This window comes from Edaphobacter bradus (genome assembly GCF_025685645.1).
In the GTDB taxonomy this organism is placed as follows: Bacteria; Acidobacteriota; Terriglobia; order Terriglobales; family Acidobacteriaceae; genus Edaphobacter; species Edaphobacter bradus.
This window is the reverse complement of the sequence record NZ_JAGSYF010000002.1, coordinates 1144810-1168431: the sequence shown is the minus strand read 5'-3', so window position 1 is coordinate 1168431 and position 23622 is coordinate 1144810. Positions and strand designations below refer to the sequence as shown.

Here is a 23622-nt window from a genome sequence, read left to right as displayed (position 1 = left end):
CTCACGCGGTCGCGGGCCTCGCCATTGCGAGCAGTCGAATTCCACCCGCAACTCGCTGACTTGCCGGCTCGCTGACTTGCTGACTTGCTCGCCTTATAATCGCCCGATGGCAAGCTCTCGCCCTCCCGATCGCATGGATGGCCCCATCGTTCGCCTCAATCGAGAGAGTCCTTATCTGCGTCTTCAAAGCGCGACGGTCTACGTTCGCAATCAGGACCTGAGTCTCCGGTTTTACGTTGACCAGCTCGGATTCCGTGTTGCCTATGATGTTGAGATTGAACCTGGATTTCGATGGGTGGCCGTTGCACCTCCGGACGGCGACGCGGTTCTTGCAATCGTCGCCCCTTTGCCCGGCGAGGAAGAATACAACCTTATAGGCCGTGCCAGGCATGTCGCTTTCCTTACTGAAGACGTCGCTGCCAAATTCCAAGAATGGTCTGAACGGGGAGTCCGCTTTCTACATCCGCCGAAGGTGCCCAGTTGGGGCGGCATCTTCACCGTATTCAAGGATCCGGATGGGAACGGTTTTGCACTGGCTGGTTTCGATTATTTGACGCGGCAAGTTGAAGCGCAACGCCGTGCGGTGACCGAGAAGTTTGAAGCGGAACGCCGCGCTGCCCAGGAACTGGAAATCGCAAAGCAGGTCCAGGCAAGACTCTTTCCTCAAATGCTCCCTGCCCTCAGGACACTCGACTACGCGGGTGTCTGTATCCAGGCTCACGCGGTCGGTGGCGATTACTACGATTTCATGGTCTTAGGCCGAGGACGGCTGGGGCTGGTGATCGGCGATATCGCAGGGAAAGGAATCGCCGCCGCTCTCCTGATGGCCAACCTGCAGGCGAATATCCGCAGTCAATCGGCGATCGCTTTGGATGACCCGCAATGCGTGTTGCAGTCTGTGAACCGTCTCTTTTACGAGAACACAATCGACAGCGCCTACGCGACGCTCATCTTCGCCGAATACGATGACAACCTTCGGCGCCTGCGTTACGTAAACTGTGGGCATCTCCCGGCTCTTGTCCTCAGGCGCGACGGCACAGTGGAACGGCTTCATTCCACATCCACGGTCCTGGGGCTCTTCCCTCAATGGGAGTGTTTGTTCAGTGAATCCCAACTGTCTTCGGGAGATATTCTCGTCCTCTACACCGATGGTGTGACAGAAGCATGCAACGATGCAGAAGAAGAGTTCGGCGAAAACCGCCTCATCGAAGCGCTGCGGCGATATCGTGACCAGCCAGCGGCAGAACTGCTGGCCTCCGTCGCCACCGAGGTCCAGCGGTTCTGCCCGAATAGCCAACGCGACGACATCACCCTCATCGTCGCCAAATGCAGATGATTCCGAATGGTCGGCCGAAAGGGGATACCCCTACGCCGTATCCCCCGGCTTAGCCTTCGCCGCCACAGGCTCCGGCTTGACCGGGTACGGAGGGCCTTTGGTGAGGACCTGCTGGAGCTCCTGGTCGTAGTCGTAGATGTCGTCGAAAAAGTTGACGGAGCCGTCGTCTTCAGCCCACGCCGTCGCATAGAAAATCACAATCGGGAGCGGCGTCTTGAGCGCGATCGTGTGGTTGTCCGGGCCGTTGAGCATCGCCTCGTGAACCTTGTCGAGATCCCAGTCTTCGTGGTCGATCTGCTGGCTGTCGAGAACCCAGGCGGCCAGCTCATCGGCCTTCTGCACACGAACGCAGCCGTGGCTGAAGTCCCGCCGAGACCTCTCGAAAAGAGAGAGAGCCGGCGTCGAGTGCAGGTAGATGTCGTACTGGTTCGGGAACATGAACTTGACGAGGCCCAGCGAATTCTTCGGGCCGGGCTTCTCGCGGACCATCACGCCGCCCTGCGCAACCTGCCGGGTCGTGTAGCTGGTAAGCACCTGGCCCTTGCTGTTGACGACCTCGTAGTTATGCGCCTCGAGATACCCGGGGCCGGCGCCCTTCAGGTGCGGCACCAACTCCTTGCGCGCGATGTCGGTCGGCACGTTCCAGTAAGGCCGGAAGACCAGGTAGCGCATCATGTGAGCGAAGACGGGAGTCTCGTGCTCGCCAACCACCTTACCGACGACGACCTTCATGGTGAAGTCGAGCGTGTGGTCGGCAGCGTAGCCGCGCAGGACGAACTCCGGCAGGTTCACGATCAGCCGCGGATTGATGTACTGGTCCGGCAGCCAGCGCCAGCGCTCGAGCGAGTCCTGCAACTGCGTGACGCGGTCGCTGAGCGGTACGTTGAGCGAATTGATGGTCTGGCGCGTGAGCTTGCCATCCTCAGCGATGCCGTGGCGGTGCTGGTAGCTCAGGACGCCTTGCGAGAGCTGCCGCGTGAAGAGCTTCGGCTGGGGGTTCTGAACCTCCGCGGCGTCGATGTCGCCTTCGAGCTCGAGGCGCTTGAGGAGCTGCGGCGCGGCGGGGTACCCCTGGCCGGGTGAGAGCGGCGCGGCAACCGTGGGGAGCGGAAGGTCGTCCTCCTCCTGCTGCTGCTTCGCGAGCTGAAGGTAGCGGGCCAGCGCCTGTTCGGCAAGGCGATACTCGTCGGAACCGGGCTCGACGGTGGAGATGAGCTTCGGCACCTCGGTCACATCGACGGCGTTGTCCGAGACAAACTCAGCGAGGTTGTACTTCTTCTGCGCGACGTTAATGTCGAAGTTGAAGTGCTGCGGGTTGACCCGGCCCATGCGCAGATCGGAGATGTACCGCATCACCGAGATCGTCATCGCGATGTCGAACTGCGCGACGGCGTCCTCGGCCTGCGGGGAGAGCGAGGCGAGGCGCGCGGGCCAGCGGGAGCTGTCGTAATCGTCAGGGCTGAGGCCCTTGGCATCGGCGTCCGCGAATGCCCTGATGAAGCCGAGGGCGGCGGCAGTCGGCTTGCCGTCGCGGGTCCACGCGATCTCGTAGTTGCGGTCGTCGTAGAAGGTTTTGACGAGTGGCTGGTAGTCGGAGATGTTGGGCCAGCGCAGAAACGACAGCTGCGTGGAGGCCACGAGCGGCTGCAGGTTGTCCGAGTAGTCAGTGGTGTTTGGCGCCGAGGTAGTCTTGCGAGGCTTGCGGCATCCGCCCGCGAGCAACAAAAACGTCAGGACGCACACAGTGCCTGCACGTCGAATCGAGATCTTCATAGCAGAGAGCGGACCATCCTTAGGGCGGGAAAACTGTGCCTCGCGCTCGACTATTATGCAGGACTTTCACCGGAATGCAAGCACACGACAAGAGACTGCGCAGATGCAGCCGGAAGTCCTGTCTTGTTAAGGGCACGGCTTCAGCCGTGCCGCAGGCGCTGACCAAAGAAAAGGGGCTTTAGCCCCTGAGGGCCCCCAGAAATGGCCTGAGCTACCTCGCTATGACAGGTAGCAGGCTGACGCAGACAAGCGCCTGGGTGGCCAGAACGGCTCCGCTGAGACCAAAAAACATCCTCCGGGACCTGGTCTCGAGGGCATCGGCGAAGACCCCGCCGACAAAGGTGAACAGGAACGGCAGCGCCCAGAGCCACGGCGTGCTGACCACCTGCGTGGTGACCAGAGGAAAGAGCAGCAGCGTCATGATCAGCGGCACGGTGTTGCCGAAGTAGCGGCAACGGGGGACTCCGACGTAGAGGATTGCAGCGACGAGAGTCGCCGCGGCGATCGGAGCGTTGCCGAAGCTGAGGAAGAAGCCGCGAAGGCCATTGAGCGAGAACCAGAAGCGTCCCGCGCCGCCGGTAAAGACGTAGCTGAAGGACGCAAGCCGGAAGGCGTAGAAGGCGAAGAGAATCACCAGCGCGCCCACGGCCGAGAAGACCAGCGTCTGCATGACGTAGCTGCGGCGGCGCTCGGCGAGATACATCATCAGCACGATCGCGGCGACGAAGCCGATCATCGCGGCAAGCAAATGCGCCGCAGCCGTCAGGCCGAGGGCTGCGATGAGAAGGGCGATTCGCGGACGCCACTTGTCCTGCGGCCCCTGCATGGCGTGAGCGACGCCAATCGCGGTGTAGACGAGGCCGTAGAGCCCCCACATCGCGAGCACGTCGTTGTTGGGAGTAACGGCGTAACGGACGACCTCCGGACAGAAGCAGTAGAGGCCGAGCGCGAAGAGGCCGCCGTCGTTGCCGAACAGACGCCGCGCGACCCACCACAGGCCGGCGCCGAGCCAGACGGCGAAGAAGACGAACGGCAGGTGCATCAGCCAGGTGATGCTGCCGAGCTCGTGCCGCGCCTCCCAGGTAGAGCCGTTGATCGAGCTGGAGGCGTAGAGGCGGTCTTCGGGCGGGCGAAGCCGGTCAACGGCAAGAAGCGTGAGCCGCTGCGCGGTGAGCGGAAGGCCGGCGGCGCGGTAGGCGAACGTGCCGTCGCCGTTGAGGTTGCCGCAGCTCGTAAAGTAGCCGGCGAGCGGCGAAGGCCTCTCCCACATCTCGCGGCCGCAGCGGGCGTAACGGTAGTCCTCGGGCGAGAGCTGCTGCCGGTTAACGACCCAAAAGCACTCAGCGAGGAAGCACAGCAATAGCAGTGCAGCGAGCCATTGCGGCCGGCCGATGGTAATCTTCAGAAACTTCAAGCCTTGCCCTTCTCTGTTACGAGGTCCATCACGAAGCGAAAAGCACTAACACCTGCTTCTATCGTATCGTGAGATATGCAGTCGCTTTCCTTTCTCCCAGGCCGCGCCTTTCTTTCCTCCGATTCGCCAACCGTTCCGTGGACAGTAGTGTTTGAGGATGAGGGCATCGCGGCGTACTTCTATGCCTGCGACCGCTCGCAGACGACGCACGAGGAGAGGATCCTCGACGCCATGCTGATCTATAACGTCAGCGCGCTGCAGAACCCCGAGAATGAGCGGCTGGCCGCGGTCGAATGGTCGCGCGACGGCCTGCAAGCGGTGCTGTACCTGGACGGAACCGCGCAGGCGCTGTTCGACTTCGCGGCGCGCGAGGGCTACTGCCGCCTGAACTTTCCAAACTTCCTCAGCGAGCCAGGCGAGGCCTGGCGGAAGTCGTCGCACGCCTGGTCGGAGGCGGCGTTTGAGAGGTTCGAGGCGAACCTCTACGCCTGAGCGACCGCGGATTGAACGGATTAGAACAAAGAAGTGGAGAGACCCAGGCTGCGATGCTGATCTCTCCATTTGATCGTCTTGCTTTAAATCCTGTTTTTAAATCCGCGCTTATCCGTGTGAATCCGTGGTCGGCTCGGTGAGCGGAAGCTCCATGAAGACGTTGGCGCGGACATACGGCGACTGCTTCGACGGCAGGTGGCGGAAGCCCAGCGATTCGTAGAGGTGGATTGCGTTCGCGAGCTTGCTGTTGGTCTCGAGGTAGAGCTTTGTCGCGCCCATGGCTCTGCCCTCTTCAATGGTCCGCGCCAGCACGCGGCGGCCGAGACCGCGGCCTTGATACTCCTCGGCGACAGCCATCTTGGCGACCTCTAGCACTCCAGGCCCGATGGGGATGAGTGCACAGCAGCCGACGGCTGTGTCACCTGCCACGGCCATGATGATCTGGCCGCCGCGACGCAGGATGTAGCCCTCAGGGTCGCCGAGCATCTCGCGGTCGTGCTCCTCGAGACCGAAGTGCTTGCGGATCCAGGCCTCATTCAGCGCACGGAAGGCCTCGGCGTCCTGTGGCTGAAAGAGGCGCAGTACGATGGGCGCTGCTTGCATAGAGAGATTCTCGTTCGATGGTATGTCGGACAGAGTGAGCGTCGATGCCATGGCTGGGTTTCCTCTAAATCCGAGGCTAGGCGGATTGCAGTGATATGTCCAATATCTTGTTTGTTGCGATTATGATGTTCTGAATATGGATCGCGATATCGAACTGCGCCATCTGCGGTACTTCGTCGCTGTAGCCGAGGAGCTGCACTTTGGCCGCGCGGCACAGCGGCTGAACCTGGCGCAGCCTCCGCTATCGCAGCAGATCCGCAAGCTCGAGGATATCCTTGGCTATCCGCTGTTTGCACGTACCTCGCGCGCAGTAAGGCTGACGGCTGCGGGCGAGGTCTTTCTCGATCGCGCGCGGCGCACACTGCGCAATGTGCAGGAGGACATGGACGAGGCGCGCAGCATCGGGCGCGGCGACGTCGGCTTTCTGCGGGTTGGATTTATCGGATCGGCCATGCTGACGCCTCTGCCGGCGATGCTGGGTCAGTACCGGCAGAGGTATCCGAAGGTCCAGCTTCGGCTGCACGAGTCCTTCTCCTCGGCGCTGCAGCAGTCGCTGCTGAAGGGCGCGCTGGACGCGGGGTTTCTTCGCGACGGCGATCCGCTTCCGGGGCTTGCGATCGAGCCGATGTTCTCGGAACCGTTTGTCGCCGTGGTGCCGGTAACGCATCCGTTGGCGAGCCACAAGAGCATCTCTGCGGGGCAACTGCGCGATGAGCCGTTCGTCTTCTTCACGCCTGCGGCAGGCAGCCGCGCGTATAACAAGACCGTCGCGCTGTGCCTCGAGCATGGCTTCCGCCCGAACGTGGTGCAGGAGGCTCCGCAGTGGCTTACGATTCTGCGACTGATTGGGGCCGGACTGGGTGTGACCATTGCGCCGGCGTGCGTGAAGCAGATCGCCTCGCCGGCGGTGTGCTGCCTGAGCCTGCGAGGCGCAAAGGTCTGGAGCGACATCGAACTCGCTTACCGGCCGAACGACGATCGCGCAATTCTTACGAGCTTTGCTGCGATTGCCCGGGAGAGCTTTCAGGCCGCCCCTCAACGTTCGAAGCGGCGAGAGGCGAAGGCAGGCTAGCCAAGAAAAAGCTTCTCGACCTCAAGCCAGTTCTTGACGCGCTTGAAGTCCTTGACCTTCAGGTTGTGCGGCGAGGTGTAGAGGATGCCCTCCCCCTGGAAGCGACGAAGCTGACGCGGGTTGTCGTCGATCAAGTACTCGGCGCGCAGGATGCCCTTGTCGCCGCAGTAGACGATGTGCGACGGCGGGATGAAGGGAAAGTTCCGCTCGAGCCAGCGGTATTTCTGGTGGAAAGACGTAGGGACCTCCATCGCCGCGGTGGCGATGAAGACCTCGTAGGTCTTCTGCAGCCGCTCGAGGACACGCTGCGACTCAGGCATCACAGCCAGGTGCTCGAAGAAGTCCTCAGAGCGAAGGTATCCCTCAAGCACGGGATGGCGGTCGACCGAGACCACGTCCCACAGCCACTTACCCTCGAGATCGGCTGCGGAGATCTTCTCGTCGTAGTCGCGGTTGTAGCGCCGCAGATGCTCGCTCAGAGCATCTGCCATGACCTCATCCATGTCGACACAAATTCTCTTCAAAGCGCTCTCACGATCGAAGCAGCGATGCTCTCGTTCTGGACACTCTTCTTCTGCGGGGCGTCGCGTGCGGGGTCCCAGTAAAGCAGGCGGCCGCAGCTCTCGCAGGTCAGCATCGTCTCGTTGTTGCTGCGCTCGCGCAGGTCGTTCCAGCGCTGCGGACGAACCATCATCTGGCAGGCAGAGCACTTTTGGTCGATGCCCTCGGCGAGTCCGGTTCCCCTCGTCTTAACGATGCGGTCGTACATGGAGAGCGAGTTTTCGCCGATCTCGGGACGCAGCGCGGTGCGGCGGGCTTCCACCTCGTCGAGCGCCGTCTTGTCGTGCGCAAGCGTCTCTGCGGCCCGGGTGCTGTGGTCGGCGTGGGCCCGCTCCGTATTGGCGAGGGTCTCTTCGGCGTCAACCTTTGCGGCTTCGAGCTGCTCACTGCGCTCCATGCTCTCGAGTTCCTCGTCTTCGAGGCGCCGCACTTCGCCTTCCGCAAAGGCGATCTCATGCTCGAGAGCGGCCGCCTGCGCGGTGGTGGTAACGATGTCCATCTGTTTGCGCAGACGCGCGGCCTTGTGCTGGTGGTCCTTGATCTCCAGTTCGAGCCGGCGGCGCAGGGACTCTTCTTTGGCGAGGCTGCTCACGGTGGAGTCGAGCCCAGCCTTCGCCGCCTTGACACGGGCCGCCAGCTCCGCAGTGCGCTCGGGAAGCGCGGCGATCTCCTCCCGCAGGCGCCTGGCCTCAACGTCAAGCCCCTGCAGCACAATCAGCTTCTCAAGATCCGGATGCATTAGCGTCCCCTTTCGTGAGTAGTTGGCACGAGACCTGCTGCGGATGCACGATTCACGCAGAGGCACAATGAACCCCGCTCGTGCGGGGAAAATCGAAGTCTAGCACGGCGGCTCGCGTCTTCGAACCGGGGGTGCGGCGAGAGGTTCCTTTTGCGTTGAGAACACGGACACGATAGAGCATAATGAGAGGAATTGTGAGGCGCTTGCCCGTGCACGATTCTGGGGCAGCAAGTGCGCCCTTTGCATCGCTGACGGGCTGGATCTCCTTCCTTGGGTCTTTTCTCTCTGTAAATTCTCCCAAGGGGCGGTGCCTGCAATGCAACTTTGGAACGACTACGAAGGAAGAACGATCGCGAAAGCGTATCCCCTGGACAAACTGCTTCGACCGGAAGGTCGCAGCGCATTCTTTACTACGACAAACGGTACGGGCAGACAGTCAGTCATTCGGCTGATCGAGGCCCACTTTGATGAATCGGAGATTCTGCGCCGGTGGCGGGTCATCTCCGAGATACAGCAGCCCAACCTCGTCGGAATCCGGAAGTTTGGCGAGGCGGAGCTCGACGGAACTGCTCTGGTGTATGCCGTCATGGAGCCGACCGAGGCGAATCTCTCTGAGGTGCTCGCAGCCCGCACGCTGACGGTTGAGGAGGCGCGGGAGCTTGCCGAGAGCCTGATCGACGCGCTCCAGGCGCTGCACGAGCGCGGTCTCGTGCACGAGCATATTCAGCCCGAGAACATCTTCGCCGAGGGCGAGACGGTGAAGCTCCGCAGCGACTGCATCCGCGAGGCGACAGCCGGGCTGGACGAGGGAAGCCCTGAGGCCGCCGAGAGAGTGGCGCGCGACGTGCACGATCTGGCCGTCGTCTTGCTCGAAGCGATGACCGGACGCCGCTCCCTGCAGGGCTCGGCCACCGTGCTGCCGACTCCGTTCGATGGAATTATCCGCAATGGACTCAGCGGCAAGTGGGGACTGGCACACATGGCAGCGGCGCTGCAACCGGCGCGACCCACGACACCTGCTGCGCCGACGACGATTCCATCTGCAGTTACCTCTCCGAAGGCGGTGGCGGCGACGATCGCTGAGCGTCCGGCTGCTCCGCAAGCCGCGGCTGTCTCAGCGAGGATTGCCCCTGCACAAGCCCCTGCACAACAACCGATGAGCGAGCGCAGGGCCGTACAACAGCCCGTCGCGCAGCAGCCCGTCATGCAACAACCTGTTGGGCGAAGGAAGGTCGAGCCGGTACGGCCCAGCATTGCGCCCGATGTGCGGCACCGCATCGTCAAACCGGTTGTAGAGAAAGATTGGTTGAGAAACAAAAAGACTTGGCTGGCCGGCGCGGTTGCAGCCCTGGTGCTCTTCCTCGGCTGGTATCTGTTGCGCGATGGAAATAAGGCGGCGGAGCAGACTCCCATACCAGCCACGACGACGAACACGCCGGCACAGAAGACGAGCACTCCGGTACAGGCTCCGGTGCAGACAACACCGGTGCCTGTGCGGACGCCGAAACCCACCGCAGCAGCACTGGCCGAGGCAGCGGGCAACGCGGCCTCCGCACGCCCGCAGCAGTGGCGCGTTGTGGCCTACACCTACAACCACGAAGACCAGGCACAGAAGAAGGCCGCCTCCATTGCAAGCCGCAATCCTCAACTGAACCCGCAGGTGTTTTCGCCTTCGGGGCGCGCGCCTTATCTTGTGACACTCGGCGGGCCGATGAGCCGCGATGAGGCTGCCGCCTTCAGGAGGAAGGCCGTCGCTTCCGGCCTCGCTTCCGACACCTATATCCAGAACTTCCGCCGCTGATAACCGGTTAACTGACGGGTAACCAACAGTTGACGGGAAAGTTCCGCGGAAAAAGTGAATCGCGGCATCCTGGGCGGAATCGAAATAAAAGTCCCATGTCCACGACCACCCTTGAGCTCCCCAGCGGGCAACTAGCTGGCGCACATCCCGAGTCCCACACGGTTGATCGTCCGTGGCGGCCCCGCGTCAATCCGTGGATCGTTGCGATGACGGTTACGCTTGCGACGTTCATGGAGGTGCTGGACACCTCCATCGCCAACGTCGCGCTGCCGCACATCGCAGGCGGGCTCGGCGCCACGCAGGATGAGGCGACGTGGGTGCTGACGGCGTACCTGGTGGCCAACGCCATCATCCTTCCAGCCGGCGCGTATATGACCACCTTCATCGGCCGGAAGAAGTTCTACATGATCTGCGTTGCGCTCTTCGGAATCTCGTCAGCGCTCTGCGGACTGGCCCCCTCGCTTCCGCTGCTCGTCTTCTTCCGCGTGCTGCAGGGTATTGGCGGAGGCGGCCTCGCGCCCTCAGAACAAGCCATCCTCGCCGATACTTTCCCACCTGCCAAGCGCGGGCAGGCCTTTGCGATGTACGGCCTCGCCGTCGTCGTCGCCCCCGCCATCGGGCCTACACTCGGCGGCTACATCACCGACAACTTCGACTGGCGCTGGATCTTCTTCCTCAATGTTCCGATCTGCCTGATCTCACTCTTCCTCACCTCGCGCATCGTCGAAGATCCGCCATGGGTCAAGACGCAGGTCGCGCAGGCACAGAAGGGCGGCATCAAACTCGACACGCTCGGCTTCGGACTGCTTGGACTCACCTTCGGCTCGCTCGAGTTCGTCCTCGACAAGGGCCAGGAGGACGACTGGTTCAGCTCGAAGATCATCACCTTCTTCATCGTCACCATGATCGTCGCCTTCATCACCATGATCTGGTGGGAGCTCAAGCAACTGCGCGACGGTCACCGTCCCATCGTCAACCTCACGCTGTTCAAGCGGCGCAACTTCTCCATCTCGTTTCTGCTGATGTTCGTGCTGGGCTTCTCCTTGTACGGCACCACCATCCTGATCCCGCAGTTCGTCCAGACCTTGCTCGGCTACACGGCTGAGCTCGCCGGCATGGTCCTGTCGCCTGCAGGCTTCATGATGATGGCGATGATGCCCGTCGTCGGCTTTCTCTCCAGCAAAGTCGACCCGCGCAAGCTGATCGCCTACGGCTTCTCCATGCTCACGCTCGCTCTCATCATGATGCACACCATGGACCTCAACATCAGCTATGGACGCCTCGTCTTCCTGCGTGTCTTCCAATCCTCGGGACTTGCCTTCCTCTTCATTCCGATCAACATGATCGCGTACATCGGCGTGAAGCAGTCGGAGAACAACGACGTCTCCGGGCTGACGAATCTTGCCCGCAACATCGGCGGCTCGTGCGGAACAGCCTTTGTGGCGACGCTGCTGACCCGGCGCGCGGCGGCGCATGAAACGAACATGACCCGCAACCTCACGCCGGGCAATCCGGCCTTTGTGGATCAGGTGAGGAGCCTCAAGACCACGTTCGGAGGCGGCCACGGAGGGGGCAATCCGTTCGTAGGCTCGGGCTCACACAAGGCGCAGGCGTGGATCTACCAGCAGATGCACCACCACGCGGGGATGCTCTCGTATCTCGATATCATCCAATACCTCGCGGTCTTCTGCGCGTGCATGTTGCCGCTGCTCTTCTTCATCCCCCGCCCACCGAAACACGTGGAGGTCTCAGCCGGGCACTGAAAACAATTACCGCTTGTAAGACCTCACTTAGGCAAATACCTGGGCGGGCTTTACTCTGGGCTGTGCAACATTTGCGTTGCATGCGAATATGGTGTCTACCGCCACAGAGAGAACCGGGATATGCCACCAGAGAGACGCAAGCCGAGTCACGCGGAGATGGACGTCAGACCCCTGGACAAGATGGGCTTTGTGCCTCTCTACTTCCAGATCCAGCAGGAGCTGATCAAGTCCATCGCCCAGGGACGGCTAAAGGAAGGGACGATGCTCCCCTCCGAGGACGAGCTCTCCCGCAAGTACGACGTCAGCCGGATGACGGCCCGCCAGGCCTTGCAGGGCCTCAAGCTCAACGGCCACGCCTACAGCGAACGGGGACGCGGAACCTTCGTCAGCCGCCCCAAGCTCGAGAAGAACATCCTTCATCTTCAAGGCTTTACCGAGGAGATCGAGCAGCAGGGCAGAACGCCCCACTCTCGCATCCTCGAGCGGACCATCCTGCCCGCGACCCCGGAGCTTCAGATAAAGCTTCAACTAGGCCCCGAGGAGGAGATTCTGTCCCTCACCCGCCTTCGCATCGCCGACGAGGAGCCGGTGGCCCTCGACATCTCGCACCTTCCGCTCTCCCGCATGCCCAGGCTGCGCGATATCGACTTCACGACGAATTCCATCTACCGCTCTATCCGCGAACAGCACGGCATCCGTCTGGCATGGGCCGACGAAATCATCGAGGCGATTGCAGCCTCCAGCGAAGAGGCCGAACTCCTCGGTGTGCCTTGCCATTCGCCAATCCTCTCCATTCAGCGGGTCGTCTTCTCGGCCGAGAAACTCCCCGTGGAAGTCGCCTGGACAAGGTATCCCGGCAGCCGGTACCGCGCCTCCATCCACCTGCCCTTCACCGCCTAGCACCAGATCTGAGCAAGTCTAAAGGACCAGCGACGTTACCTTAGCGGCCTTTGCGTTCGCAGCTGCCGTTGCCCTTGCGTTTGTCTCTGCCGTTGCCGTTACCCCCTGAACCAAACGGGGTCCCGTCCCGCCTCAAATTGCTCCGTTTCTGGCGTTCTACCCGCACCGCTGCGATACTGTAAGACGTCTAATCCAGCTAGAGATGGCACTCACGCTCTCCAGACCGACCTCCTTCGAACGCACGCTCGCCAGCGCGCGCTCCACCATGATGTTCAGCGAGATCGTGCTCCTGGCCATCGATAGCTTCCGCGCCAGCAAGGTTCGCTTCCTGCTCACCATGCTCGGCATGATCATCGGCTCGGCCTCTATCATCCTCGTCGTCACCCTCGGCCTCACCGGCAAGCAGTACGCCCACAACCTCATCTCCTCCATCGGCCCCAACATGATCGAGATGCAGTACAACGGCGGCAGCGTGGTCGGGCCCGACAACACCACCACACCCGACTTCATGACCCGCGACGACATGCAGGCCGTCGTCGACCAGGTTCCTGGAATCATCGCCTCCTCGCCCATGCTCGAGGACCACGACCGCGTCAGCATCGGCGGCGGCGTCGTCAAGGAGACCATGATCCTCGGCGTCTCTCCACAATATAAGGAGGTCCGCAATCTTGTCGTCCTCGGCGGCCGATTCTTCGACGACCAGGACGCCCGCTCCCACACCAAGGTCGCCGTCATCGTCGCCTCCTTCGCCAACGAGCTCTATGGAAGCCCGAAAGCCGCCGTCGGACGCTCCGTCAGCATCCACGGCATTCCCTTCGTCATCATCGGAGTCTTCAAAGAGAGCGTCGAAACCTTTGGTACCTCCGAGATCAGCGACCAGACCATCCTCATCCCCTACGAGGTCGCCCGCTACTTCACCGGAACCAACACCGTGAAGCAGATCTTCTTCACCATGAAGGACTCGAGCCTCGTCCTTCCTGCCTCGCACGAGGTCCTCGACATCATCAAGAGCCGCCACCGCGCGACCTCCGTCTACACTGCCTTTAACCTCACCCAGGTCCTCGGCGTCATGGACAAGATCGCCAACATGCTCACCATCGTCCTCACGCTGGCCGCCGCCATCACGCTCATCGTCAGCGGAGTCGGCATCATGAACAGCATGCTCGCCAACGTCGCGGCCCGCATCCGCGAGATCGGAATCCGCAAGGCCATCGGAGCCACCAGCCGCGAGATCCGCCTTCAGTTCCTCACCGAAGCCGTCTTCCTCTCCCTCTGCGGAGGCTTCGTCGGAACCGTCCTCGGCCTCGCCATCCCGCTCTCCATCAGCTTCCTCACGCCCTTCAAGATTCCCGTCTCTCCCTGGTCCGCGGTGATCGCCCTCGGAACCTCAGTCCTCGTAGGAGTCCTCTTCGGAACCCTCCCCGCCAACCGTGCCGCCCGCCTCGACCCCGTCCAGACCCTCAAATACGAGTAAGCCCCTCTGCTTGTCATTCTGACCCTGAGCGCAGCCGAAGGGGAAGAATCGTTAGCTTGTCATCCTGAGCGAAGCGAAGAATCCCGGTATTTCGCTTTTCCGCGATCGGGGGATTGCCCCTCATCCCAATCGCGTCACAGCTTTTGCACATCCTCCCCAGCCTCCAGCATCTAAAGTGAGGCATGTACAACGCCAAAGCCTACTCCGCCGCCAGTTCGACTTCGCCGCTTGCATCCACTACGATCGCGCGGCGCGATCCAACCGAGAACGACGTCCAGATCGAAATCCTCTTCTGTGGAATCTGTCACTCCGACCTCCACCAGGCCCGCAACGAGTGGAGCGGCGCTCTCCCCACCGTCTATCCCTGCGTCCCCGGCCACGAGATCGTCGGCCGCGTCACCAAAGTCGGCTCAGCCGTTACCAAATTCAAACCCGGCGACCTCGCCGCCGTGGGCTGCATGGTCGACTCCGACGGAACCTGCCCCGAGTGCAAACAAGGCCTCGAGCAGTTCTGCCCCCACATGACCCTCACCTACAACTTCCCCGACAAGCACACCGGAGGCGTCACCTACGGCGGCTACTCTGACTCGATCGTCGTCACCGAGCGCTTCGTCCTCAAAGTCCCCTCGAACCTCCCGCTCGCCGGAACCGCGCCTCTCCTCTGCGCCGGAATCACCACCTACTCGCCCCTCCGCCACTGGGGAGTCACCAAGGGCAAAAAGGTCGGCATCGTCGGACTCGGCGGACTCGGCCACATGGGCGTCAAATTCGCTCACGCTCTCGGAGCCCACGTCGTCCTCTTCACCACCTCGCCCAACAAGAAAGACGACGCTTTCCGGCTCTGTGCCAACGAGGTCGTCATCTCGACAAACGCAAACGAGATGGCAAAACACGCAGGCAGCTTTGACTTCATCCTCGATTGCGTCTCTGCCGACCACGACATCAGCGCCTACCTCAACCTTCTTCGCCGCGACGGAAACCTCACCCTCGTCGGCGCGCCCGAAAAGCCACTCTCCATCCCCGCCTTCAGCCTGCTCTTCGGCCGCCGCAGTCTCTCCGGCTCGCCCATCGGCGGCATCGCTGAAACCCAGGAGATGCTCGACTTCTGCGGCAAGCACAACATCACCGCCGACGTAGAAATCATCCCTATCCAGAAGGTCAACGAAGCTTACGACAGGCTCGTGAAGGCCGACGTCAAATACCGCTTCTCCATCGACATGGCTTCACTCAAATCCGAATAACCAGTCCGAATAACCTGTCCGAATAACCAGGAGCAACGAGAGAAATTGCCGTCAAGTTGAAAGGCGGGAGTTCGGCTCTGCGGTCCTCCGCTGAGCCGGACTCTACCTGGGCAGATGACGCATAAATACCGCGGTCAAAACAAACGGAAGCGCCGCTCCAAGAGCAATCACGGCAAGCACAGCCCACGACCACGGATGGCCGAAGTTCAGCGTGTATCCAATACCAAAACGCTTCGGCACCAGAAGCGCCGGATCGTCGCGATTGGAATAAAACAAGCCATTCCACGCCTCATCCGGCGGCCTTTGCCCCTTCGGAGCCAGGAGCAGAACAAGCGAGATCACCACGAGGGACAGAACTATGCCAAGAATGATCCAGACCGGAACGACGGCTAATCGGTGCGGCATAATCGCTCTCTAATCGCACCCATTGTAGCCCGCAGATAGGATCGCCCCTCAGGAAACCGTCCCCACCTGCACCGGCAAAGGAGCCCCTTCAAGCGCAACGAACCTCGCCGGCTGGCAGCAAGCGCGGCTCAACCGGGCCTCATCGCCCTGCATCACAGCCTCTTGCTCCAGCGAGGCCAGTACTGCGTCGAGAATCGACGCCGCAGCCACATCCCCCGGCCGCACCATCCTGTAGTGCATCCACTTCCCATCTCGTCGTGCATTCACAATCCCAGCTCTCCGCAGGTAAGCGAGATGCCGCGAGATCTTCGGTTGACTCTGCTCCAATATCTCGACGAAGTAGCACACGCACACCTCGCGCCCCCGCATCAGGTTCAACAACCTGAGGCGTGTCGGGTCGGCAAGTGCTGCAAACAGGCGAACCAGGTCAAAAGGTTTAGCACGGCGGCTCATGCCGAAATTATATACGCCTTGACAGATATATCACGTCGGAATACATTTGCCTTAACGTATACGAGGACGCGAAACCATGGACACCCAATCCGCCATTCGCGAAAAATACGGCTCCATCGCCCAAAGCGTCACCACCACAGGATCGCAGGCCTGCTGCGACCCCGCGCTCCGCTGCTGCGACCCCATCACCAAAGACCTGTACAGCAGCTCAGAGCAGGGCACCCTCCCCGAAAAGGCCGTTCTCGCCTCCCTCGGCTGCGGCAACCCAACTGCCCTCATCGACCTCAAGCCCGGCGAGACCGTGCTCGATCTCGGCTCCGGAGGCGGAATCGACGTCCTTCTCTCCGCCAAACGCGTAGGCCCCACCGGCAAGGCCTACGGCCTCGACATGACCGACGAGATGCTCACCCTCGCCCGCGAAAACCAGCGGCAGGCAGGCGTCGCCAACGTCGAATTTCTCAAAGGAGAGATCGAGAACATTCCCCTCCCCGACAACTCCGTCGACGTCATCATCTCCAACTGCGTCATCAACCTCTCCACCAACAAAGACCGCGTCCTTCGCGAGGCCTTCCGCGTCCTGCGTCCCGGCGGACGCTTCGCCGTCTCCGACGTCGTCGTTCGCGGCGAAGTCCCCGAGTCCGTCCGCAAAAGCATGCTCCTCTGGGTAGGCTGCATCGCCGGTGCGCTCGAAGAGCAGGAGTACCGCGCCAAACTTCAGTCCGCCTGCTTCGAAAACATCGACCTCGAGATCACCCGCACCTACAACATCGAGGACGCCCGCCACTTCCTCACCGAAGCCGGAATCAACGTAGACGAGATCGCCCCACAGGTCGAAGGCAAATTCGTCAGCGCATTCGTCCGCGCCACCAAGCCTCAACAATCCTGCTGCGGCACAATTAACGGCCCAGCCTGCTGCGCCAGCACTCCACCGTCCCTCCCATAAACCCGCGCCCTTAGCGCATAACTTCGCGTACTTTGCGTTCGTCTTATGCCAATACCCACGCCGCAACACTACAACATCCTCTTCCTCTGCACCGGCAACTCGGCGCGCTCCATCATGTCCGAAGGCATCCTCAACCATCGCGCCAAAGGAGCTTTCACCGCCTACAGCGCAGGCAGCCATCCCTCAGGAACCGTGCGCCCCGAAGCCCTCCACCAGCTCGAACTCGCGGGAATCCCTACCACCGGCTTTCGCAGCAAATCATGGGATGAGTTCGCCGCACCCGGCGCGCCGCAGATCAACTTCGTCTTCACCGTCTGCGACAACGCCGCCCACGAGGTCTGCCCCATCTGGCCCGGACACCCCATGACCGCTCACTGGGGAGTCGCCGATCCCGCCGCCGTCAAAGGCACCCCCGAAGAGATCGAGCGCGCCTTTCACGACGCCTTCACCCACCTCGACCGCCGCATCAGTCTCTTCCTCTCTCTTCCCCTATCGACCCTCGAAGACATGGCGATCCAGAGAGAGATCGACCAAATCGGCCGCCAATGAAGCCTGACTTACTGCGGCGCGTCGCTGCCGAATTTATCGGAACACTCTTTCTCCTCGCCGCCGTCGTCGGCTCCGGCATCATGGGTGACCGCCTCGCCGCAGGCAACGTAGCCATCGCACTTCTGGCAAACTCGATCGCAACCGGCACGGCCCTGGTCGCCATCATCCTCACCTTCGGCCCCATCTCCGGCGCACATCTCAATCCAGCAGTAACGCTGGCGGATGCCTGGCAGGGCGGCATCGCATGGCGCGAAGCTCCCGCCTACCTCCTCGCCCAGCTCACAGGAGCCGTCGCCGGAGTCGCCATCGCACACCTGATGTTCGGCCTCCCGCTCTTCGCCGCCTCCACCCACGCAAGAAGTGGCCCCGCGCAACTCATCAGCGAGTTCATCGCCACCTTCGGCCTGCTCGCCGTCATCTGGGGATGCGCCCGCCAACGCCCCTCCGCCATCCCGTTCGCAGTAGGAGCCTACATCACCGCAGCCTACTGGTTCACATCCTCGACATCCTTCGCCAACCCCGCCGTCACCCTCGCCCGCGCCCTCACCAACACCCTCGCCGGAATACGCCCCGTCGACGTCGCACCCTTCATCGCAGCCCAACTCACAGGCGCCCTCGCCGCAACTCTCCTCTTACGATGGCTGGCCCGCTGAAATCCTGAGCCATCTGGATGTACGAGAGTCCGACGCGAACCTCAACCCCTCAAGCCTTCACCCCCACAACCATCGAGTCCGGCCCCATGAGGTGCTCCACGTACGCCTCGCTGAACCCGGCCTCCTTCATCCATCCAATGCACTCCGCGCCCGTGTAATCGAACCCTCCCGCAGTTTCGATCAGCATGTTCAGGCTCATCATCAGCCCAAACGCATTCTTCCTCCGGTCGTCGTCGATGATCGCGTCATACACCACCAGCGAGCCTCCCGGATTCAGCGCATCGAACGCCTTCTTCACCAGCATCTTCTTCTGCCCAAGATCCCAGTCGTGCAGAATGTGACCCATCGTGATCACATCCACCTGCGGCATCGCATCCGTAAAGAACGACCCCGGCTGAAACCGCACCCGGTCGCTCACCCCATTCTCCTCGACGTACTCCTCAAAGATCGGCCCGCACTCGGCAAGATCGAACCCGATGCCCTTCAGGTGCGGATTCTTCAGCACAATCTGCGTCGCCAGATCTCCCTGCGCCGCGCCCATGTCAGCAAACGTCTTGTACTTCGCCCACGGAACCTTCGCGGCGATCGCCATATTCGCTCCACGGCTTATCCCCGTCATCGCCCTCAAGAATCCCCTCAGCCTCGCCGGATCGGCATACAGTGCCTCGAACGGCGAAGCATTCGCTCCATTCTTCGACTCATTCTGCTGCTGCCCCGTCCTCAACGCCTCCGTCAGATGGCTCCAGAACCCGTACAGCCGCACGTTCGCCATCTCCAGAACCCCGCCAATGTAGCTCGGCTTCCTCCGGTCCAGGAACAGGTCCGTCTCCGGAGTGTTCGAGTACGTCTCGCCCACGCGCTCCAGAAATCCCAGCGCCACCAGCGCATCCAGAAAATCCCGCGCCGACCGTGGATGCAGCCCCAGCCGCCTCGCCAGCCTCTCAAACTTCTCCGGCCCCTCGGCCAGCTCCGTAAACACGCCCATCTCCACCGCGCTCAGCAAAGTCTTCGACTCCCAGAACGCGAGACCTGTCTGCATGATGTGATCCGGTGTCGGACCCACGCTTCCCTCCTCGTATTTTTCGGGAGGATGGCCTTCTCCCGTTCAGAGCACAAAACCACCCGACCGCAACTCGTGTAGTTCCAGTCAAATAGCGTTGTCAAGCCGTTGAGGCTTCCACCAAAATGCACTCCTGCCCATAAATCGATAAAAATAGACAAGTTATCCGCCAAAAATAAGCCTCGTACATATGGCAGAACCAGGGTGCCCCATTCGTGCCGCAGTTTTATCGCGGCATGAGTGGGAATGAATCCCGCATCCCAGCCCGAAAGTGCATATGCTTTTACATCCTTTCTGGCATGATGGTTGGGCATCTACTCTACCGTAAAACTATGACGAAAAAGAAGCCCAACCTTGCTCTCGCCGCGACTGCGCTTCAGGAGCATTTCCCCGGCCTGCCGTTGGAATCACTCGTCTCGTCCAATCGGACATTCCCGATAACGTCGCGCGTCGATCTGCAGCGCGCTCTTGATCAAGTCTTTCAAGACTCCCAAACAAAGCTCCACGGCCTGCACGCTCGGTATGCGCATGAAACAATCACCGTCGCTCATCTGCTCATCACCGATCAATTTCCTGTCGTCCTCAGCCCCATCCAGCAAGATGACGTCGATTGTGGCGATGCAGTCCCGACTCGCTGCCTGCAACGTGCGCTCTGGCTTGCAGAGTCCGATGGAATCCGCTTCGCCTGCCTCCTCGGCCCTGCCGTCCAGTTCGGACGCGGAACTGGAATTCATTTCGAGATCACTGTGCCTGCGGGAGAGGAAGCTGCTCAATTCGTCAACAATCTCTTCGCTCACATTCAGAAAAAGGTTCACGAAACAGCCTCCTATCGCGGCAAAGTAATCTCGCTTGAATTCATGCCGGACTTCTCAGGAACTGCAGGCAACATTCGCGTCCATAAACTCCCACGTATTTCTCGCGAGAATGTGATCCTTCCGACCAGGACACTCGAACTGCTGGAGCGAAATGTCACTGGCTTCGCTCAACAGCGAACCGAACTTCAGCGGCTCGGCCTGCCCGTCAAGAAGGGACTGCTCTTCTACGGCCCTCCGGGAACCGGCAAAACCTACACCATCCAATATCTGGCGACGCAACTTCCGGACCATACCACGCTCCTCATTACTGCAGAGCACGTTGCGCTTCTGGATCAATATTTCCAACTCGCAAGGCATCTTCAGCCAGCGGTAATCGTCCTCGAAGACGTCGATCTCATCGGTCGGGCCCGTGAGACGATGGACGGAGCATGCGAGGAGTCCATGCTCAACAAACTGCTCAACGAGATGGACGGTCTTCGCGAAGACGCCGAGATCTTCTTCGTTCTCACAACCAACAGGCCCGAACAACTGGAAGCCGCCCTCGCCTCCCGCCCTGGCCGCATCGACCAGGCCATCGAATTTCCTCTTCCCGATGAGGTTGGCCGCCGTCAGCTAATCCGGCTCTACTCCCGCGGCCTTGTCATCGCGGATGAACTCGCACAGACGGTCGTAAAGAAGACGAGCGGAGTAAGCGCCGCCTTCATCAAGGAGCTCATGAGACGCTCCGCGCAGTTCTACCTCCAGGCAAAGCGCACCGGAGACCTCACCCAGCAGGACGTAGACGATGCCCTCGACGAGATGCTCTTTGCCGGAGGCTCTCTGAACCGAAAACTCCTCGGAGCGTTCGGGAGTGAGCTTTCTCATTGAAATAAAATGATTTAACAATTTGTTTGCCGAAAATGCCAACAAAATCGCATGTCAACCCCCAGGATCGGCTAAACCAATAAAATCCAACAACTTCCGAGTGGCATAGTAGGTCCCCCAATTCCGCTAAAATAGAACCAGAGAGAAAAGAATGAGCCCCGGACACAACCGGGGCTCTTTCATTTAACCCACAACCCATTTATTTCCAATATTTTGACACCTAACCCCTTTAGATGGAATATTTTGCATAGTTGGTCCAAAGCTAAATCACTATTTATGAATACTTTACACAAAAACAGGGGGGAGGGAGGGGATGCCATTCAGAGACAAAAAGACGCACCCGGCATCCCAGGCCAAAGGCCTGCGAACCAGGTGCGTCTTGTCTCGAAAAACCGAGAAAACTACTCAGTCGCAACGGCGGTGGTGATGGCCTCAGCCTCAGGCTGATCGCCCTTCACCACAACCTTCACGTGGCTGGTCACCTCGCGGTGCAGCTTCACCGGAACGTAGTACTCGCCGATCGTCTTCAGCGGATCGTCGAGCGCGATCTTGCGGCGATCGATCGTGTAGCCCTTCGCCTCAAGCTCATGCGCGATGTCGCCCGAGGTCACCGAGCCGAACAGGTGGTCATGCTCGCCCACCTTGCGCTCGAACACCAGTTCGACCTCGTTGAGCTGCTGCGCCAGCGCCTCGGCGTCGACCTTCTCCTTGGCGGACTTGCGCACAGCCGAAGCCTTCATCTGCTCGATGACAGCCTTGTTCGCTTCCGTTGCTTCAATCGCAAGCTTCTCCGGCAGCAGGTAGTTGCGCCCGTAGCCGTCGGCGACCTTCACCACATCGCCGCGATGCCCGAGCTTCAGTACGTCTTCCTTAAGAATTACTTCCATTGCAATCTCTCCGGTTCTGTCTGGCGTCGCTCTCCCGAGCCGCCGTCCTTGAAGTTAGAAGCGCGCGGCAAAGGCAAGCAGCGCGATGTTGCGCGACTGCTTGATCGCCTGGCTCAGGCGGCGCTGGTGGCGCGTGCAAACGCCCGTCAGGCGGCGCGGAACGATCTTGCCACGCTCGGCAACAAACTGCTGCAGCAGGCGAACGTCGCGGTACGAGATCGCTTCGATCTTCTCCGTGCAGAACTTGCAGACCTTCTTGCGGCGGAAGAACTTCCGTCCGCCAGGTCCGCCGGGACCACCAGGGCCGCCCCCCGGACGCGGCCCGCGAGGTCCGCCAGGGCCGGAAGGACGCGGCGTCGGAGCGCTCTGCTCAGTGGAATGCGTGCTGTTGATTTCGTCAGCCATCTTCAATTTCCTCTCAGTCTTCGTTGTGCCTGCCTGCGCTCCAGACACGCTCTGGTGTCTCTGGATAACTCGATCTCCTCAACGAGGGTTCGAGCAGAAGCGCCGGTCGGCGGATGATGATGCCTCATGCGCTGCCGAATCCATCCGGCAACGCCAATCCCAAAGTCCCTTTAGACGGCGTGAGCCTCGGCAGCAGCAGGAGTCACAGCCGCGTGCTCCGCGGCGCTCTCGACCACAGCAGGAGCCGCAGGCTGCGCGCTGCGCTTCACCTTCGTGTCGCGAATCGCCTTGACCTTCGCCAGGCGCTTCTCTTCCTCGTCGATACGGACCGTGATGAACTTGATCACCTGCTCGGACACGCGCAGACGTCGCTCGATCTCAGCGATCAGCGAGCCGGCAGCAACGACGGTCATCAGGACGTAGAAACCGTCATTGAACTTGCGGACCGTGTAAGCCAGCCGGCGGCGGCCCATCTTCTCCGTGCTCTTCAGCTCGCCGCCACCATCGGTGACGTTCTTCTCAAAGCCTTCGATCAGCTTGTCCAGGTCTGCCTCTTCAACGTCCGGACGAACGATGAACATAACTTCGTAAGTGCGACTCATGCGTTTCACTTCTTTCTGCGAAGTTCTGCTTCGCACCGCGCCGGCGTCTGTTCTGCCAACCCGGTATGGAATCTACTGCGTTGTACTGCTTTGCAATTCTCTAGAACTACTTCTCTGCTTACTGCTTTTCCTTCGACTCCTCCGAGCCAGGCTCATCGGGTCTCCGGTTGAACTCACTCATCGCGGCGCTGACGCCCTTCGTCAACACCATCTCCACCGCGCTCTTCACGCGATCGAGCACCTCATCCAGCACCGCAAGCTCCTGCTTGCGCATCGGCGAGAGCAGATAATCGCTGCCTCCCGCCCTAACCTGTTGCCCGCCCTCTCTGCCATCGGCCAGCGCGGGCTTGCCGACGCCAATCCGAATCCGCAGCCACTCTTCGGTTCCAAGCGCTCCCGAAACCGACTTCACTCCGTTGTGCCCGTTCGCCCGTCCATTCTGACGAATCCGAATCGTGCCCAGCGGCAATGCCAACTCGTCGTAGAGGACAATCACATCCTCCGAGACGTTCTCAATCTCCAACTCACGAACCAGCGCGGCCACTGAAAGCCCGCTCAGATTCATGAAGGTCTCCGGCTTGGCCAGCAGAACATCCTGCCCTCCCAGCTTCACCTTCGCCGTCAGCGCTCGTCCCCGGCGGTTTGCCATCACCACGCCGCAATCCTCCGCGATGCGATCAACCGCCAGAAAACCCGCGTTGTGAGGTGTGAACTGATATTCGATCCCAGGATTTCCCAGCCCGACAATCAGCTTCACGCGAACGCTTCCCTTCCAAACAGCACGCGAGCGGCCCCGAATCTCAGGGCCGCCCTCGCA

The 23622-nt window shown here is 61.0% G+C and carries 24 protein-coding genes; 12 read left to right on the top strand and 12 right to left on the bottom strand.

The annotated features are described in order from the left end of the window. Positions 1-133: 133 nt before the first annotated feature. On the top strand, positions 134-1336 hold the full coding sequence (locus tag OHL16_RS11060; RefSeq protein WP_263367181.1) for a PP2C family protein-serine/threonine phosphatase: 1203 nt from the start codon (positions 134-136) through the stop codon (positions 1334-1336). A gap of 30 nt (positions 1337-1366) precedes the next feature. Here OHL16_RS11060 and OHL16_RS11055 read toward each other — a convergent pair whose 3' ends face one another. Together OHL16_RS11055 and OHL16_RS11050 are read right to left on the bottom strand one after the other, a co-directional pair. After that, positions 1367-3109, bottom strand: coding sequence for a L,D-transpeptidase family protein (locus tag OHL16_RS11055; RefSeq protein WP_263367180.1), 1743 nt, complete (start codon positions 3107-3109; stop codon positions 1367-1369). Between the two features lie 211 nt (positions 3110-3320). Next, on the bottom strand, positions 3321-4523 hold the full coding sequence (locus tag OHL16_RS11050) for a hypothetical protein (RefSeq protein WP_263367179.1): 1203 nt from the start codon (positions 4521-4523) through the stop codon (positions 3321-3323). A 75-nt stretch (positions 4524-4598) separates the two neighbouring features. Here OHL16_RS11050 and OHL16_RS11045 point away from each other — a divergent pair, with 75 nt between their 5' ends. Continuing rightward, positions 4599-5015 carry a DUF2251 domain-containing protein gene (locus tag OHL16_RS11045; RefSeq protein ID WP_263367178.1) on the top strand — a complete coding sequence of 139 codons (417 nt, stop codon included), beginning with the start codon at positions 4599-4601 and terminating at the stop codon, positions 5013-5015. A 108-nt stretch (positions 5016-5123) separates the two neighbouring features. Here the strand turns inward: OHL16_RS11045 and OHL16_RS11040 are convergent, their stop codons facing one another. Beyond that, positions 5124-5669 (bottom strand): GNAT family N-acetyltransferase, encoded by a 546-nt coding sequence (locus OHL16_RS11040; protein ID WP_263367177.1) that lies wholly within the window; start codon positions 5667-5669, stop codon positions 5124-5126. Positions 5670-5754: 85 nt separating this feature from the next. Here OHL16_RS11040 and OHL16_RS11035 point away from each other — a divergent pair, with 85 nt between their 5' ends. Beyond that, positions 5755-6690 carry a LysR substrate-binding domain-containing protein gene (locus OHL16_RS11035; protein ID WP_263367176.1) on the top strand — a complete coding sequence of 312 codons (936 nt, stop codon included), beginning with the start codon at positions 5755-5757 and terminating at the stop codon, positions 6688-6690. Here the strand turns inward: OHL16_RS11035 and OHL16_RS11030 are convergent. Further along, entirely contained in the window at positions 6687-7193 is a 507-nt protein-coding gene (locus OHL16_RS11030; RefSeq protein WP_263367452.1) for a 5' nucleotidase, NT5C type, read from the bottom strand. The two genes, OHL16_RS11035 and OHL16_RS11030, sit on opposite strands and share 4 nt — an antisense overlap. 17 nt (positions 7194-7210) lie before the next feature. Then, positions 7211-7990 (bottom strand): zinc ribbon domain-containing protein, encoded by a 780-nt coding sequence (locus OHL16_RS11025; RefSeq protein WP_263367175.1) that lies wholly within the window; start codon positions 7988-7990, stop codon positions 7211-7213. A gap of 316 nt (positions 7991-8306) precedes the next feature. Between OHL16_RS11025 and OHL16_RS11020 the strand changes: the two genes are divergently transcribed. The 5 genes from OHL16_RS11020 (at position 8307) to OHL16_RS11000 (ending at position 15169) form a co-directional block, all read left to right on the top strand. Further along, the gene (locus tag OHL16_RS11020; RefSeq protein ID WP_263367174.1) at positions 8307-9791 is read left to right on the top strand and encodes a protein kinase domain-containing protein; all 1485 of its coding nucleotides are present in this window, start codon (positions 8307-8309) and stop codon (positions 9789-9791) included. A 95-nt stretch (positions 9792-9886) separates the two neighbouring features. Beyond that, positions 9887-11554 (top strand): DHA2 family efflux MFS transporter permease subunit, encoded by a 1668-nt coding sequence (locus OHL16_RS11015; protein ID WP_263367173.1) that lies wholly within the window; start codon positions 9887-9889, stop codon positions 11552-11554. A gap of 120 nt (positions 11555-11674) precedes the next feature. Continuing rightward, complete coding sequence (locus tag OHL16_RS11010) at positions 11675-12454, top strand: GntR family transcriptional regulator (RefSeq protein WP_263367172.1); 780 nt, start codon at positions 11675-11677, stop codon at positions 12452-12454. A gap of 202 nt (positions 12455-12656) precedes the next feature. Further along, positions 12657-13928, top strand: a complete 1272-nt coding sequence (locus OHL16_RS11005; protein ID WP_263367171.1) for an ABC transporter permease — start codon at positions 12657-12659, stop codon at positions 13926-13928. Positions 13929-14110: 182 nt separating this feature from the next. Beyond that, a complete protein-coding gene (locus OHL16_RS11000) occupies positions 14111-15169 on the top strand; it encodes an NAD(P)-dependent alcohol dehydrogenase (protein ID WP_263367170.1) in 1059 nt (352 codons plus the stop codon). Positions 15170-15271: 102 nt separating this feature from the next. Here OHL16_RS11000 and OHL16_RS10995 read toward each other — a convergent pair whose 3' ends face one another. Both OHL16_RS10995 and OHL16_RS10990 read right to left on the bottom strand, forming a co-directional pair. Next, positions 15272-15574, bottom strand: coding sequence for a DUF5808 domain-containing protein (locus OHL16_RS10995; protein ID WP_263367169.1), 303 nt, complete (start codon positions 15572-15574; stop codon positions 15272-15274). 48 nt (positions 15575-15622) lie between these two features. Next, positions 15623-16027, bottom strand: coding sequence for an ArsR/SmtB family transcription factor (locus OHL16_RS10990; RefSeq protein ID WP_263367168.1), 405 nt, complete (start codon positions 16025-16027; stop codon positions 15623-15625). Between the two features lie 76 nt (positions 16028-16103). On the opposite strand from OHL16_RS10990, the gene OHL16_RS10985 reads away from it, so the two are divergent. The 3 genes from OHL16_RS10985 to OHL16_RS10975 are packed head-to-tail and all read left to right on the top strand — an operon-like array spanning position 16104 to position 18172. Beyond that, on the top strand, positions 16104-16970 hold the full coding sequence (locus OHL16_RS10985) for an arsenite methyltransferase (protein WP_263367167.1): 867 nt from the start codon (positions 16104-16106) through the stop codon (positions 16968-16970). Between the two features lie 45 nt (positions 16971-17015). Beyond that, a complete protein-coding gene (locus OHL16_RS10980; protein ID WP_263367166.1) occupies positions 17016-17519 on the top strand; it encodes an arsenate reductase ArsC in 504 nt (167 codons plus the stop codon). Then, positions 17516-18172: an MIP/aquaporin family protein gene (locus tag OHL16_RS10975; RefSeq protein ID WP_263367165.1), complete on the top strand. Its 657-nt coding sequence runs from the start codon at positions 17516-17518 to the stop codon at positions 18170-18172. The genes OHL16_RS10980 and OHL16_RS10975 overlap by 4 nt, the downstream gene beginning before the upstream one ends. 49 nt (positions 18173-18221) lie before the next feature. Here the strand turns inward: OHL16_RS10975 and OHL16_RS10970 are convergent, their stop codons facing one another. Next, positions 18222-19235, bottom strand: a complete 1014-nt coding sequence (locus tag OHL16_RS10970) for a methyltransferase (protein ID WP_449506059.1) — start codon at positions 19233-19235, stop codon at positions 18222-18224. A 329-nt stretch (positions 19236-19564) separates the two neighbouring features. On the opposite strand from OHL16_RS10970, the gene OHL16_RS10965 reads away from it, so the two are divergent. Next, positions 19565-20914, top strand: coding sequence for an AAA family ATPase (locus OHL16_RS10965; RefSeq protein WP_263367163.1), 1350 nt, complete (start codon positions 19565-19567; stop codon positions 20912-20914). A gap of 398 nt (positions 20915-21312) precedes the next feature. On the opposite strand, the gene rplI is transcribed toward OHL16_RS10965, so the two are convergent. The 4 genes from rplI to pth form a co-directional block, all read right to left on the bottom strand. After that, entirely contained in the window at positions 21313-21798 is a 486-nt protein-coding gene (gene rplI, locus OHL16_RS10960) for a 50S ribosomal protein L9 (protein ID WP_263367162.1), read from the bottom strand. A 54-nt stretch (positions 21799-21852) separates the two neighbouring features. Further along, positions 21853-22203, bottom strand: a complete 351-nt coding sequence (rpsR, locus tag OHL16_RS10955) for a 30S ribosomal protein S18 (RefSeq protein WP_263367161.1) — start codon at positions 22201-22203, stop codon at positions 21853-21855. Positions 22204-22373: 170 nt separating this feature from the next. Beyond that, complete coding sequence (rpsF, locus tag OHL16_RS10950) at positions 22374-22805, bottom strand: 30S ribosomal protein S6 (protein ID WP_263367160.1); 432 nt, start codon at positions 22803-22805, stop codon at positions 22374-22376. A gap of 118 nt (positions 22806-22923) precedes the next feature. Beyond that, positions 22924-23562 (bottom strand): aminoacyl-tRNA hydrolase, encoded by a 639-nt coding sequence (pth, locus tag OHL16_RS10945; RefSeq protein WP_263367159.1) that lies wholly within the window; start codon positions 23560-23562, stop codon positions 22924-22926. Positions 23563-23622 lie beyond the last annotated feature (60 nt).